This window comes from Haemophilus sp. HN_Hi10, assembly GCF_049821985.1.
GTDB lineage: Bacteria > Pseudomonadota > Gammaproteobacteria > Enterobacterales > Pasteurellaceae > Haemophilus > Haemophilus influenzae_D.
In genome coordinates this window covers 1,787,693-1,801,221 of the sequence record NZ_CP187495.1, presented here as the reverse complement: position 1 = coordinate 1,801,221, position 13,529 = coordinate 1,787,693, and the positions used below count along the sequence as shown (strand labels likewise).

The window sequence follows — 13,529 nt, the reverse complement described above, 5'->3', positions numbered from 1 at the left end:
GTGAATTGGTAATGTAAAGGTGTAGAAGCATTTAATTCTAAAGTTGTGAAATCCATCACGTTTTAATTAAAGCCTACATTATCCATTATTGAGTTTGTTTCAAAAAACGCTCTAAAAATTGACCGCACTTTAAATATAATAATCAAGCTCAAGTGGTATTTTTGCTTGTAACAAGAACTGTTTAGTGCGCTCGTGTTGTGGGCAAGTGAAGAATTTATCTGCTGTATTTTGTTCTACAATATATCCATCCGCCATTAAAATCACACGATCCGCGACATCTTTCGCAAACTGCATTTCGTGAGTAACAATAATCATTGTCCAGCCTTCTTGGGCGAGCATTTTTAGTGTTTGTAACACTTCGCCCACCAATTCAGGATCTAATGCCGATGTAGGTTCATCTAATAAAATAATATCAGGTTTTACCGCAAGGGCTCGAGCAATCCCCACTCGCTGTTGCTGACCGCCAGAAAGTTGGGATGGAAATAAATCCGCTTTATTTTTAAGCCCTACTTTTTCTAGCAAACTAAGTGCTTTTTCACGAGCTTGAGCTTTATCTTGTTTTTGCACAACAACCATTCCCTCCATAACATTTTCAAGGGCAGAACGATGAGGGAATAAATTGTATTGCTGAAAGACCATTGACGAACGCCGGCGTAACTTCAATTCATCTGCTTTACTAATTTTCTGGCTAAAATCAATTTTTAGACTGCCATCAGTAAATTCCAAAATGCCTTGCTCTGGTCGTTCAAGCAAGTTTAAACAACGTAAAAAGGTGGTTTTTCCAGAACCAGAAGGACCTAAAATTGCTACCACTTCACCTTTATTAATTTCAAAATCAATGCCTTTTAACACATGATTGCCATTAAAATTTTTCTGAATATTACTTACTTTTAACATAGACATTCCTTATAAATGGCGAGATAAGCGAATTTCAAGACGATCTTGTAAGAAAGATAAAACAAAACAGAAAATCCAATAAATCAAAGCTGCCTCACTATAAATCAAAATAAATTCATAGTTTGCTGCCGTAATATTCTGTGCGACACGGAATAATTCTGTCACTAAAACAAGAGAAGCTAATGAAGTGTCTTTCACTGTACTAATAAAAGTATTAGAAAGCGATGGTACTGAAATACGTAAAGCCTGTGGCATAATTGTACGAATAAATGCTTGTCGATAATTCATACCTATCGCATAAGAGGCCTCCCACTGCCCTTTAGGTATAGCAATAATTGAAGCTCGAACTGTCTCTGCTGCATAAGCACCAATATTAATAGAAAATGCAATAATCGCTGTCGGAAAAGGCTCTAAAGTAATACCGACTTCAGGTAATCCATAAAAAATAATAAAAATTTGTACTAACATCGGTGTACCTCGAATTATAGAGATATACACTCGACATAAAGCCTGTAACAATTTTAAGGGTAAATTAGGACTAGGCAAAGTACGAATAACTGCAACAATCACTGCAATAAGCAAACCACAGAAGAAAGAAATGACTGCCAATGGCAATGTGTATAAAATTGCTGCTTCCAACATAGGCCAAAACGAGCTGATTACATAATCAGCTCGTTCTGCACTCATAAATGGAAGACTCGCCAACCAATTATTGAGTAATATCATAACCAAACCATTCAATTGAAATCTGTTTTAATGTACCATCTTGGCGAAGTGCTTCAAGTACTTGATTAAATTTTGTAATCAATGCATCTTCACCTTGTAAAAAAGCAAAGGCAGTCGGAGTTTTATCCCCACGATCATAAGCAATTTTTAAACCAGAATTTGGGTGTTGTTTAAAATAATCTAATACAGCCAATTTATCATTAATTGTTGCTTCTGCACGGCCTTGTTTAATAAGCTCTAAGCTCTGTGCTAAACCATCCACTACAAGAATCTGCGCGCCTGCAGCTTTTGCATCTTTACCCCAGTTACTTGTTGCAGATTGTGCAGATTTACGACCTTTCAAATCTTCAAATGATTTAATACTGTTATCCGATGATTTTGTTACAATCACCCCACCAGAATAATTATAAGGCGTTGTGAAACTGTATTTTTTTAAACGCTCTGGGCTTGGGTTAGTTTGGTTTGCTATCACATCAAAACGTTTTGCATTTAACCCCGCATACATTGCATCCCATTGTGTTTCTTTAAATTCCACTTTCAAACCGAGCTTTTCAGCAACTTTACGAATAACCTCTACATCAAAACCTGTTAATTTTCCACTTTTATCATGGAAAGTAAATGGTGCATAAGTCCCTTCTGTTCCGACTAATAAAGTTTTAGTTTTTTCAACACGATCGGCAATTTCGCCTGCCTGAGAAAAAGTTGAGAAAGCAATAACTCCAGTTAAAAGTGCGGTAGTAAAAAGTAATTTTTTCATTTTTTATTCCTTATGTTGTGTTTTGGATAGATGCGATTATAAAAACCAAATTTATGAAAAAAAAATACTATTTATTTATAGTTTATAAACTTTTGTTCTAAAAACTAGAAAATAATTAACCGCACTTTTTGAAAATTATTTTGCATCTATACAACGTAATGACTTATATTTTTACAATTAACGCAAAAATGCCTTTATAAAGAAAGGCATTTATAGAAATTTGACGAAGTACTATAGCTGTAAATAGAAAGAATATAACGAGTAACTATACTTAATTATGCTTCAGAAAAACGTTCAATTTTCGCACCTAGACCACGTAATTTATCTTCGATATGTTCATAACCACGATCGATATGATAAATACGCTCTACAATGGTTTCTCCCGTTGCGATACAGCCTGCAAGCACTAAACTGATTGAAGCGCGTAAATCTGTCGCCATCACTTCTGTGCCAGACAATTGTTCAACCCCGTGACATACTGCTGTATTCCCTTCAATTTCAGCTTTACCCCCCATACGAATTAATTCAGGAATATGCATAAAACGATTTTCAAAAATCGTTTCAGTAATAATGCTTGTACCTTCTGCCACCATATTTAATAAGGTAAACTGAGCTTGCATATCAGTTGGGAACCCCGGATGTGGGGCGGTACGAATATTGACTGCTTTAGGGCGATTACCAAGCATATCTAAAGTAATGCTATTTTCAGTTACATCAACTTGCGCACCAGCTTCACGGAGTTTATCAATTACTGCATCTAAAGTATCAGCCTTAGTATTTTGACAAACAACACGACCGCCTGAAATGGCTGCAGCAATTAAGAATGTTCCCGTTTCAATACGATCTGGCACAACACTATGTTCACAACCAGTTAAATGTTCAACACCTTCAATCGTGATGTGAACAGAACCTGCACCTGTTATTTTCGCACCCATTTTATTAAGGAAATCGGCGGTATCAACAATTTCAGGCTCACGAGCGGCGTTTTCAATAACAGTCGTACCTTTCGCAAGGGTTGCTGCCATCATAATAGATAAAGTGGCGCCTACACTTACTTTTTCTATTACAATACGAGTTCCCACAAAACGATCCGATACTTGTGCTTTTACATATCCTTCTTCAAGAACAATATCTGCACCTAATTTTTCTAAACCGCTAATATGGAGATCAACAGGTCTAGCCCCAATAGAACAACCTCCAGGTAATGATACTTGACCTTGATGGAAACGAGCGACTAAAGGTGCCAATGCCCAAATTGAAGCTCGCATAGTTTTAACCAATTCATAAGGTGCAGTGAAATGATTGATATTAGAGGCATCTAATAAAACTGCACCAGTTGCATCACGATCTACAACCACGCCTAATTGACGCAAAATTTTCAAAGTAGTTTCAATATCTTTAAGTTCGGGAACATTTGTCAATTTAACAGGTTCTGTCGCTAAAATAGCCGCAAAAAGAATTGGAAGTGCGGCGTTTTTTGCGCCTGAAATATTCACACTTCCACTTAAACGAGATTGTCCATAAACACGAAATTTATCCATTTTTAAATCCTTAATTAAACTGGTTTAATGCACGATCGCGTTTCCATTTTTCTACGGTATAAGTTTTGATGGTTAGAGCGTGAATTTCACCAGTACTAAAATAAGGCATTAAAGGGGCATAAATCGTTTGTTGTTGTTTTACACGAGATAGTGCAGCGATTTCATCACTCACAACAATCACACCAAAATGTGCATTTTCACCTTGTGCATAGACTTCTGCAATATTTAGTGTGTCTTTTAAAATTTGTTCAATTTTTTGAAGTTCCATCGGATTTCCGGTTAGTTAAGCTATGTAAAATTTGCGATCCAATCAGATAAACCAAAGAGATCTGCTAGGGTTAATAATTGTTTTGGTGGATAAACTAATCGCACTGTTTTATTAAGCTTTTGACACTCTCGTAAAAAATCACAAAGAGCTGCAAAACCAGCAGAATCAATATGCTGAAGATCAGACAAATTCCATTCAACAATAGTTTTATCAAGTGTACTTGCTGACAAAAAAACGCCACGTTGCTGCCACATTGGTAACAACGTGCTGCGAGATAGTTCCCCAAACAAAAAGAGCGTTATTTTATCATTATTTTTTTGCAAATCCCAATTTAGCATAGTTATTCATTTATTGATTGAAAATTATAGGTTGTGAGGCAGATTGCTGCATCTTTGTGATTAATGTATCAATACCTTGTTTGTTTAAAATACCAACCCAATTTTTTATCGTATCTTCCAGCATACTTACGCCTGCTGCTGCCATATCGTAGGCTTTCCATTCCCCACTTTTATTGCCTTTACGCCATTTAAAATCTAATAGGATCGGAGCAACGCCATTAGTTTGAATAATACTTACGCGAATATTTACAAAATTGTTATCGCCTAATTCTTTTTCTGATTCAATTTGAATTTTTTGATTAGAATAATTTGTTAATGCTTGTGCATACTTTTGCTCAATCAATTCGCCAAAAGTTTTGAAAAATTTTTTGCGTTGTTCTGCAGAGGTTGATTTGTAGTATGAACCTAATACTTTAGAACCTGCATATTCTAAGTTTACATAAGGCAATAAATCATTACGAACAATAGTACGTAAATAATTTGGATCTTGTTTAATTTTACTTTGATTAGCTTGTATATCAGAAAATAGTTTATCTGCCGCTTGCTGCATTAAAACATAAGGACTTGTTTCTGCAATAGCTGTTCGTGTAACCAAAAGTGCGGTTAATACGAAAGTTAAAATAGTAAACCATTTTTTTAGTTGAGTAAGGTTCATTATCAATCTCCTAATTTATAAAATTTAACCTATTATTCTGCGGATTCTGATTTTTCATTGCCGTCTGATTTTTTACTTCCGTATAAGAATTGCCCAATTAAATCTTCCAATACCATAGCTGATGTAGTGTCTTGAATTTGGCTACCATTTTTAAGCATTGCTGTATCTCCATCATCAAAACCTATTGTCAAGGCAATATATTGCTCACCTAATAAACCTGATGTTTTAATTGATAAAGAACTGTTTTCTGGGATTTCATTATATTCTTGATTAATCGCAATACTTACTTTTGGCAAATAGCTTTTTTCATCAAGCGTAATAGCACTCACACGCCCAATTACTACGCCTCCAATTTTTAGTGGTGCGCGCACTTTAAGTCCGCCAATATTATTAAAAATTGCCGTCACGGTATAAGATTTCGTCTCAGCAAAACCTTGTACATTAGCTACGCGTAAACCTAAAAAAACTAAGGCACCAATACCAAGTAATAAAAATAATCCGACCCAAAATTCATATTTAATTGTTTGTCTCATAAAAAAATCCTTAACCTGCACCAAACATAATAGCAGTCAAAATAAAATCTAATCCTAGAACAACAAGTGAAGCGTGCACAACTGTTCGTGTTGTAGCTTGACTGATACCTTCTGATGTTGGCATACAATCATAACCATTAAAAAGCGCAATCCAAGTTACGGCTACAGCAAAGAAAACCGCTTTAATAAAGCCATTTAAAATATCATAGCTCCAACTCACGGAATTTTGCATAACAGACCAAAAGCTGCCTGAATCAACACCTTTCCAATCCACACCAACTAAGGAACCGCCCCAAATACCAATCGCGATAAACAAGATTGACAAAATTGGCATGGAAATAACTCCTGCCCAAAAACGAGGTGCAATCACTCGACGTAAAGGATCAACAGCCATCATTTCAAGACTAGACAGTTGTTCAGTAGCTTTCATTAATCCTATTTCAGCCGTTAATGCAGACCCCGCTCGACCAGCAAATAAAAGTGCGGTAACAACAGGACCTAATTCTCGTAAAAGAGAAAGTGCTACAAGCTGTCCCAAACTTGTTTCAGCAGAAAAATCGACTAACACGACATAACCTTGTAGCCCTAATACCATTCCAATAAATAAACCGGACAACAAAATAATGAGTAACGATTGGACACCTAAAACATGCATTTGCTTCACAAGCAAAGGAAAATGCTTGCGAATTTGTGGCTTGCCGATCAATGCGCCAAATAACATAAAGCCTGCTCGCCCTAAGGCACGGAAAAAGTCGATCACCTGTTTTCCAAAAGCAGAAATAAAATTGATGATCATTCAAACAATTCCTTCACATAATCTTGCGCCGGGTACTTAAAGCGCACAGGACCATCAGATTCACCTTTTAAGAATTGCACTACTCGCGGATCTTGGCTTTGTAAAAGCTGCTCAGATGTTCCTTCTGCGATGACTTTTTGGTCTGCAATAATATAGGCATAATCTGCAATACTCAATACTTCCTCCACATCGTGCGACACCACGATAGAAGTCAAATTTAACGCTTCATTTAATCGTTTAATCAGGCTCAAAATTACGCCCATACTGATTGGATCTTGCCCAGTAAATGGCTCATCAAACATAATTAAATCAGGGTCAAGTGCAATAGCTCGTGCTAATGCAGCTCGACGAGCCATACCTCCAGAAAGTTCTGAAGGCATTAATGCGGCAGCACCTCGCAACCCAACTGCCTCCAATTTCATCAACACAATTTGGCGAATTAAATTTTCAGGCAAATGCGTATGTTCACGAATTGGAAAGGCGACATTATCAAAAGTAGAAATATCTGTAAAAAGCGCACCTGATTGGAATAACATCCCCATCCGCTTGCGTACTTCGTACAATTCACGATTAGATAGACGACAAATATCTTGCCCATCAAACAAAATTTCACCTTGTTCTGGCATTAGTTGCCCACCGATCAATTTAAGTAAGGTGGTTTTTCCAATCCCCGACGGCCCCATAATCGCAGTGATTTTTCCCTTTTTTACTTGCAAATTCAGGTTATCGTAAATCACGCGATCACCGCGTTTAAAGGTGAGATTCTTAACTTCAATTAAATTTTGATTCATTAATATCTCGTTTATAAATAAAAAGTTCAATCAGTTTTATATGACCTGAAAAAGTTAGATTTGTTTAATTTAAAAATTAAGTTTTGTTATTTATAGCAACACATCTCTTTGGTTTAGCTTTGATGTGGTCATAAAAATAGTGATAAATTTTATTTCTATTTTTTATAGCTTAAAATTTTTGCAATAGTAACATTCTTTTTGACCTCACTAAAGAAGCTTTACATTTCTTCATTATTTATTGAATTTTAATAATACTTTGTTTATGGAAAATAAACATTGATAAATGCTTATAAATAATAAGCCTGTAAAAGATACAGATTTGATAAAAAAGATTGCAAGAGAAAAGTTATAGAGAGGAAAGTTATAGAGAGGAAAGTAGAAAAACCTCGCTTTTGCTAGGCTTTTCTATGTTTATTATTTTGCGCAATTGCAGTGTGCTATTTTTTGTTCAAAACGTTCTGCAACGAAATCCCAGTTTACCACGTTCCAGAATTCTTTAATGTAGTCTGGACGACGGTTTTGGAATTTTAAGTAGTAAGCGTGTTCCCAAACATCTAAACCTAAAAGTGGGAAACCTTCACAACCTGCCACTTCTTTACCCATTAATGGGTTATCTTGGTTTGCTGTTGATACTACGGCTAATTTACCTTCAGCAGTTAATACTAACCACGCCCAACCAGAACCAAAACGAGTTGCTGCTGCTTTTTCAAATTCTGCTTTAAATGCATCTACAGAACCGATATCGCGTTCAATCGCATCTTTTAATGCGCCTTGTAAAGTAGTGCCTTTTTTCAAACTTTTCCAAAATAAACTGTGGTTTGTGTGACCACCCGCATTATTACGTAATGCACTACGTTTTTCTGCAGGAATCTTATCAAGGTTAGAAATTAAATGACCCGGACACATTTCTACTAATTCAGTGGGTAAACCTTCTAATGCAGCATTTGCATTGTTTACGTAAGCTTGGTGGTGTTTACTATGATGGATTTCCATTGTTTGCGCATCAAAATGTGGTTCTAACGCATTGTAGGCATAGCCTAATTCAGGGAGAGTGTAAGACATAATGTATTCCTTCTATTGTTAAAAACAGATTTCGTTGAGGTTTTGGTCTATAACCAAAATTGAGCAAATAATAGCAAAAAAATTGATTTAGATCATTAAATGTTTTTCTTTTTTTAATCAGTGAATTTATTAAATTTTGTTTTAAATCAATAAACCTATCGATCTACTTCTAAAGAGTTATGTGTTTGAGTTGCGAAAATTTCATCAAATATTAGAATACTGCCACTTTCTATTTTCCCTCTGTAATTATGTTTGAGCAACACAAGTTATCTCTGCAAAATTTATCCTGCCAACGTGGTGAGCACGTACTTTTTCGTGCTTTGACTTGCGATGTTAATAGCGGTGATTTTGTACAAATTGAAGGGCATAACGGCATAGGTAAAACAAGTTTGTTACGTATTCTTGCGGGTTTAGCGCAACCTTTGGAAGGCGAAGTGCGGTGGGATTCTGAAGCGATTTCTAAACAACGTGAACAATATCATCAGAATTTGCTTTATTTAGGTCATCTTTCTGGTGTTAAACCAGAATTAACCGCGTGGGAAAATTTGCAGTTTTATCAACGAATTAGCCAAGCGGAACAAAACACCGATATGTTGTGGGATTTGCTTGAGAAAGTGGGATTGCTAGGTCGTGAAGATTTGCCTGCCGCACAACTTTCTGCTGGGCAACAAAAACGTATCGCCTTAGGTCGCTTATGGCTTTCTCAAGCTCCTTTATGGATTTTAGATGAACCCTTTACTGCGATTGATAAAAAAGGCGTGGAAATTTTAACCGCACTTTTTGATAAGCACGCTCAACGAGGTGGTATTGTGTTACTGACCAGCCATCAAGAAGTGCCAAGTTCTCATCTGCAAAAATTGAATCTAGCAGCTTATAAAGCGGAATAACTTAATGATTTTTCTAGAAATAATTAAACGCGAACTTCAAATTGCGATGCGTAAAAATGCGGAAATTTTAAATCCGCTGTGGTTCTTTTTGCTTGTGATTACTTTGTTCCCGTTGGTTATTGGGCCAGATCCTAAATTACTTTCCCGTATCGCACCGGGTATCGCATGGGTAGCCGCATTACTTTCAGCATTGCTTTCTTTTGAACGTTTATTCCGTGATGATTTTATTGATGGTTCTCTCGAACAATTAATGCTAACCGCACAGCCTTTGCCGATGACGGCTCTGGCTAAAGTGGTTGCACATTGGTTGCTCACAGGTTTACCGCTTATTTTATTATCGCCTATTGCAGCTTTGTTACTTTCTCTTGAAGTGAATATTTGGTGGGCATTAGTTTTGACATTGTTGCTTGGCACCCCTGTATTGAGCTGTATCGGTGCAATTGGCGTGGCTTTAACAGTGGGGTTGCGAAAAGGGGGGGTGTTGTTGAGTTTGCTTGTTGTTCCATTATTTATTCCCGTTTTAATTTTTGCTTCATCAATATTAGAAGCAGCAGGATTAAATGTGCCTTATGGGGGGCAACTGGCGATTTTAGGTGCAATGATGGTTGGCGCAGTAACACTTTCGCCTTTTGCCATCGCGGCGGCACTGCGAATTAGTTTAGATAATTAATTTTATTTCATCGTATAAAAGTGCGGTGGTTTTTCTCTTTAATTTTTAAGGATTTTTTTATGTGGAAGTGGCTACATCCTTATGCAAAACCCGAAACTCAATATCGTATCTGCGGTAAATTGAGTCCGCTATTTGCATTTTTAACGCTTATTTTACTCGGTATCGGCATTGTATGGGGGTTAGCATTCGCCCCAGCTGATTACCAACAGGGCAATAGTTTCCGAATTATGTATGTGCATGTGCCGACAGCGATTTGGTCAATGGGCGTGTACGGTTCAATGGCGATTGCAGCTGTGGTTGCCCTTGTGTGGCAAATTAAGCAAGCTCATCTCGCAATGATTGCAATGGCGCCAATTGGTGCATTGTTTACTTTCTTATCGCTTGTTACGGGGGCAATTTGGGGGAAACCAATGTGGGGTACTTGGTGGGTGTGGGATGCTCGCTTAACTGCAGAATTAATTTTATTCTTTCTTTATCTTGGTATCTTAGCGCTTTATTCTGCTTTTTCAGATCGTAATGTAGGGGCAAAAGCAGCGGGGATTTTATGCATTACAACGGTCGTGATTTTACCGATTATTCATTTTTCGGTGGAATGGTGGAACACGTTACATCAAGGTGCGAGTATCACTAAACTGGAAAAACCATCCATTGCAATTCCAATGTTGGTTCCATTAATTTTGTGTATCTTCGGTTTTTTAACCTTGTATATTTGGCTTACTTTAGTGCGTTATCGCGTGGAATTATTGAAAGAAGATGCGAAACGTCCTTGGGTTAAAGCACTTGCGAAGGGTATCTAATTCCGTGGGTAGGTATACCCACGGTTAATATAAAATGATTCCCCTTTGGGGAAAGTTGAATTTACCCTAAAAGGGTAGCACTTTTACTAACCTAGGGTATACCTACCCTAGGGTGAGAAATAAGGAATATTTTATGTTTTTCCAAACTTGGAGTGATTTTTTTAATATGGGTGGCTACGGTTTTTACGTATGGTTATCCTATGCAGTAAGTTTAGTGGCAGTTATTGCCTTAATTGTTCAAAGTGTCAAGCAACGCAAGACAGTATTACAAAATGTCTTGCGTGAGAAACAACGCGAAGAACGTTTACAACAAGCAAATAAGGGGAATACACTATGAATCCAAGACGTAAATCCAGATTTAAATTAGTCATTTTTGTTGTATTAGGCATCGCTATTGCTAGTGGGTTAATGTTATATGCACTACGCCAAAATATCGACTTGTTTTATACGCCATCTGAAGTGATTCAAGGTAAGGATAATAATCTGAATCAAAAACCTGAAGTGGGGCAGCGTATTCGTGTTGGCGGTATGGTGGTTGAAGGCTCTGTAGAGCGTGATCCAAAAAGCTTGAAAGTGCGGTTTGATTTAAATGATATTGGCCCTGCGATCACGGTTGAATATGAAGGCATTTTGCCAGATCTTTTCCGTGAAGGGCAAGGTATTGTGGCTCAAGGTGTATTAACTCAGCCAACTGTTTTAAGCGCGACAGAAGTATTAGCTAAACACGATGAAAATTATGTGCCGCCAGAATTAGGCGAAAAAATGCAAAAAGTACATAAACCAATGGGAATTGAGGCAGCGGACTTAAAAGGCGAAAGTGCGCGTGATCGTCAAGAAAAAGAAGGCGCAAAATGATTGCTGAATTAGGAAATTACGCGCTTGCTTTAAGTTTAGCTGTATCGCTTATGTTGGCGATTTTCCCTTTGTGGGGGGCTGAAAAGGGCAATGCACAGTTAATGGCACTAGCTCGCCCAATGACTTATGGTTTATTTGCAAGTTTAAGCATTGCTTTTGTTGCGTTATTTTATTTATTCGCAGTCAATGATTTTAGCGTGCAATATATTGTAAATAATTCTAATACTACTTTACCCATTTATTATCGTTTATCTGCGGTATGGGGTTCTCATGAAGGATCTTTATTATTGTGGATTTGGCTACTTGCCGTTTGGTCATCTGCCGTTGCTTTATTGAGTAAACATTTACCTCAAGAAGCGGTTGCTCGCGTGCTGGGTATTATGGGGATTATTAGCGTCGGTTTTGTGTTGTTCGTCTTGTTCACTTCAAATCCTTTTACGCGTACCTTCCCTAATTTCCCAGTGGACGGAAAAGAACTTAACCCAATGTTGCAAGATGTAGGCTTGATTTTCCACCCTCCATTACTTTATATGGGCTATGTTGGTTTTTCTGTGGCATTTGCGTTTGCGATTGCATCCTTAATGACAGGAAAATTAGATTCAGCTTGGGCGCGTTGGTCACGTCCTTGGACGCTTGCTGCTTGGGTGTTTTTAACTTTAGGTATCGTACTCGGTTCTTGGTGGGCTTATTATGAGCTTGGCTGGGGCGGCTGGTGGTTCTGGGATCCTGTGGAAAATTCATCATTTATGCCTTGGCTTGCTGGTACCGCATTGATTCACTCCCTTTCTGTGACAGAAAAACGTGGTTCTTTTAAAGCTTGGACGGTATTACTTGCGATTTTAGCCTTTTCACTTTGTCTGCTCGGCACATTCTTAGTTCGTTCTGGTATCTTAGTTTCAGTTCACGCATTTGCATCGGATCCAACTCGTGGTTTGTATATTTTGGCTTACCTCGTTGTGGTAATTGGCGGTTCGCTTGCGCTCTATGCGTATAAAGGCAGTCAAATTCGTTCTCGTGATAATGCAGAACGCTATTCACGTGAAAGTATGTTGTTATTAAATAATATCTTATTAATGACTGCACTTTGCGTTGTATTCTTAGGAACGTTGTTACCACTCGTTCACAAACAACTTGGTTTAGGCTCTATTTCTATTGGTGCACCGTTCTTTGATCAAATGTTCTTAATTATTATGACACCATTTGCATTATTGCTTGGTATTGGACCTTTAGTGAAATGGCGTAGAGACCAATTTTCTGCAATTCGCACGCCTGTTGTTATCAGCGTATTTGTTATGCTGATTGCAGGTTTTGCGTTACCTTATTTCTTGCAAGATAAAATTACCGTGAGTTCAGTGCTTGGTTCAATGATGACAGTGATTATTGCGTTACTTGCGCTTTATGAATTGCAACAACGTGCGACGCATCGTGAATCATTCTTTGTTGGCGTACGCAAACTATCTCGTTCTCATTGGGGAATGATGTTAGCTCACTTAGGCGTAGCAATGACTGTTTGGGGGATCGCGTTTAGCCAAAACTTTAGCGTAGAACGTGATGTGAGAATGAAAGTTGGCGAGAGCGCACAAATTGGTCGTTACGATTTTAAATTTGCCGGTGTGACGGATGTGAATGGTCCAAACTATATTGGGGGAAAAGCTCAAATTGATATTTCGAAAAATGGGCAACCAGAGGCAAGTTTATTCGCAGAAAAACGTTTTTATACAGTAAGTCGGATGTCTATGACAGAAGCCGCTATTGCTGGTGGTTTAACTCGTGACCTTTATGTGGCTCTTGGCGAAAAACTTGAGGACAATTCTTGGGCGTTACGCTTATATTACAAGCCATTTATTCGCTGGATTTGGATTGGCGGCTTATTTATGGCGTTAGGTGGATTGTTGTGTATGTTCGATCGACGCTATCGGTTTAATGCGTTGTTGAAGAAATAATTTATACTGCCAT

The 13,529-nt window shown here is 37.7% G+C and carries 17 protein-coding genes; 6 read left to right on the top strand and 11 right to left on the bottom strand.

What is annotated here, in order from left to right; translation table 11 throughout:
• Positions 1-129: 129 nt before the first annotated feature.
• From ACPT8Q_RS08965 to sodA, 11 genes are all read right to left on the bottom strand, one after another.
• Positions 130-897, bottom strand: coding sequence for an amino acid ABC transporter ATP-binding protein (locus ACPT8Q_RS08965; protein WP_005647711.1), 768 nt, complete (start codon positions 895-897; stop codon positions 130-132).
• 9 nt (positions 898-906) lie between these two features.
• The gene (locus ACPT8Q_RS08960; RefSeq protein WP_005633396.1) at positions 907-1,623 is read right to left on the bottom strand and encodes an amino acid ABC transporter permease; all 717 of its coding nucleotides are present in this window, start codon (positions 1,621-1,623) and stop codon (positions 907-909) included.
• Positions 1,607-2,380, bottom strand: a complete 774-nt coding sequence (locus ACPT8Q_RS08955; RefSeq protein WP_044345866.1) for an amino acid ABC transporter substrate-binding protein — start codon at positions 2,378-2,380, stop codon at positions 1,607-1,609. Before ACPT8Q_RS08955 ends, ACPT8Q_RS08960 begins: the two co-directional genes overlap by 17 nt.
• A gap of 275 nt (positions 2,381-2,655) precedes the next feature.
• Positions 2,656-3,921 (bottom strand): UDP-N-acetylglucosamine 1-carboxyvinyltransferase, encoded by a 1,266-nt coding sequence (gene murA, locus ACPT8Q_RS08950; RefSeq protein WP_050948587.1) that lies wholly within the window; start codon positions 3,919-3,921, stop codon positions 2,656-2,658.
• A 10-nt stretch (positions 3,922-3,931) separates the two neighbouring features.
• Positions 3,932-4,189, bottom strand: a complete 258-nt coding sequence (locus ACPT8Q_RS08945; protein WP_005686372.1) for a BolA family protein — start codon at positions 4,187-4,189, stop codon at positions 3,932-3,934.
• 20 nt (positions 4,190-4,209) lie between these two features.
• Entirely contained in the window at positions 4,210-4,527 is a 318-nt protein-coding gene (locus tag ACPT8Q_RS08940) for an STAS domain-containing protein (protein WP_005686374.1), read from the bottom strand.
• A 10-nt stretch (positions 4,528-4,537) separates the two neighbouring features.
• Positions 4,538-5,182, bottom strand: coding sequence for a phospholipid-binding protein MlaC (gene mlaC / locus ACPT8Q_RS08935; protein ID WP_021034910.1), 645 nt, complete (start codon positions 5,180-5,182; stop codon positions 4,538-4,540).
• 32 nt (positions 5,183-5,214) lie between these two features.
• Positions 5,215-5,715 carry an outer membrane lipid asymmetry maintenance protein MlaD gene (gene mlaD / locus ACPT8Q_RS08930; RefSeq protein ID WP_005656074.1) on the bottom strand — a complete coding sequence of 167 codons (501 nt, stop codon included), beginning with the start codon at positions 5,713-5,715 and terminating at the stop codon, positions 5,215-5,217.
• A gap of 10 nt (positions 5,716-5,725) precedes the next feature.
• Positions 5,726-6,511 carry a lipid asymmetry maintenance ABC transporter permease subunit MlaE gene (mlaE, locus tag ACPT8Q_RS08925; RefSeq protein ID WP_050948586.1) on the bottom strand — a complete coding sequence of 262 codons (786 nt, stop codon included), beginning with the start codon at positions 6,509-6,511 and terminating at the stop codon, positions 5,726-5,728.
• Positions 6,508-7,302 carry a phospholipid ABC transporter ATP-binding protein MlaF gene (gene mlaF / locus ACPT8Q_RS08920; protein WP_044330614.1) on the bottom strand — a complete coding sequence of 265 codons (795 nt, stop codon included), beginning with the start codon at positions 7,300-7,302 and terminating at the stop codon, positions 6,508-6,510. Before mlaF ends, mlaE begins: the two co-directional genes overlap by 4 nt.
• A 414-nt stretch (positions 7,303-7,716) precedes the next feature.
• On the bottom strand, positions 7,717-8,364 hold the full coding sequence (gene sodA / locus ACPT8Q_RS08915) for a superoxide dismutase [Mn] (RefSeq protein WP_050948585.1): 648 nt from the start codon (positions 8,362-8,364) through the stop codon (positions 7,717-7,719).
• A gap of 248 nt (positions 8,365-8,612) precedes the next feature.
• Between sodA and ccmA the strand changes: the two genes are divergently transcribed.
• The 6 genes from ccmA (at position 8,613) to ACPT8Q_RS08885 (ending at position 13,516) form a co-directional block, all read left to right on the top strand.
• Entirely contained in the window at positions 8,613-9,251 is a 639-nt protein-coding gene (gene ccmA / locus ACPT8Q_RS08910) for a cytochrome c biogenesis heme-transporting ATPase CcmA (RefSeq protein ID WP_005647692.1), read from the top strand.
• 4 nt (positions 9,252-9,255) lie between these two features.
• Positions 9,256-9,921 (top strand): heme exporter protein CcmB, encoded by a 666-nt coding sequence (ccmB, locus tag ACPT8Q_RS08905; RefSeq protein ID WP_042599623.1) that lies wholly within the window; start codon positions 9,256-9,258, stop codon positions 9,919-9,921.
• A gap of 59 nt (positions 9,922-9,980) precedes the next feature.
• On the top strand, positions 9,981-10,718 hold the full coding sequence (locus ACPT8Q_RS08900; protein ID WP_044330604.1) for a heme ABC transporter permease: 738 nt from the start codon (positions 9,981-9,983) through the stop codon (positions 10,716-10,718).
• A 133-nt stretch (positions 10,719-10,851) separates the two neighbouring features.
• Positions 10,852-11,055 carry a heme exporter protein CcmD gene (ccmD, locus tag ACPT8Q_RS08895; RefSeq protein ID WP_005693416.1) on the top strand — a complete coding sequence of 68 codons (204 nt, stop codon included), beginning with the start codon at positions 10,852-10,854 and terminating at the stop codon, positions 11,053-11,055.
• The gene (gene ccmE, locus ACPT8Q_RS08890; protein WP_044330600.1) at positions 11,052-11,573 is read left to right on the top strand and encodes a cytochrome c maturation protein CcmE; all 522 of its coding nucleotides are present in this window, start codon (positions 11,052-11,054) and stop codon (positions 11,571-11,573) included. Before ccmD ends, ccmE begins: the two co-directional genes overlap by 4 nt.
• Positions 11,570-13,516 carry a heme lyase CcmF/NrfE family subunit gene (locus tag ACPT8Q_RS08885; protein WP_050948584.1) on the top strand — a complete coding sequence of 649 codons (1,947 nt, stop codon included), beginning with the start codon at positions 11,570-11,572 and terminating at the stop codon, positions 13,514-13,516. Before ccmE ends, ACPT8Q_RS08885 begins: the two co-directional genes overlap by 4 nt.
• Positions 13,517-13,529: the final 13 nt, after the last annotated feature.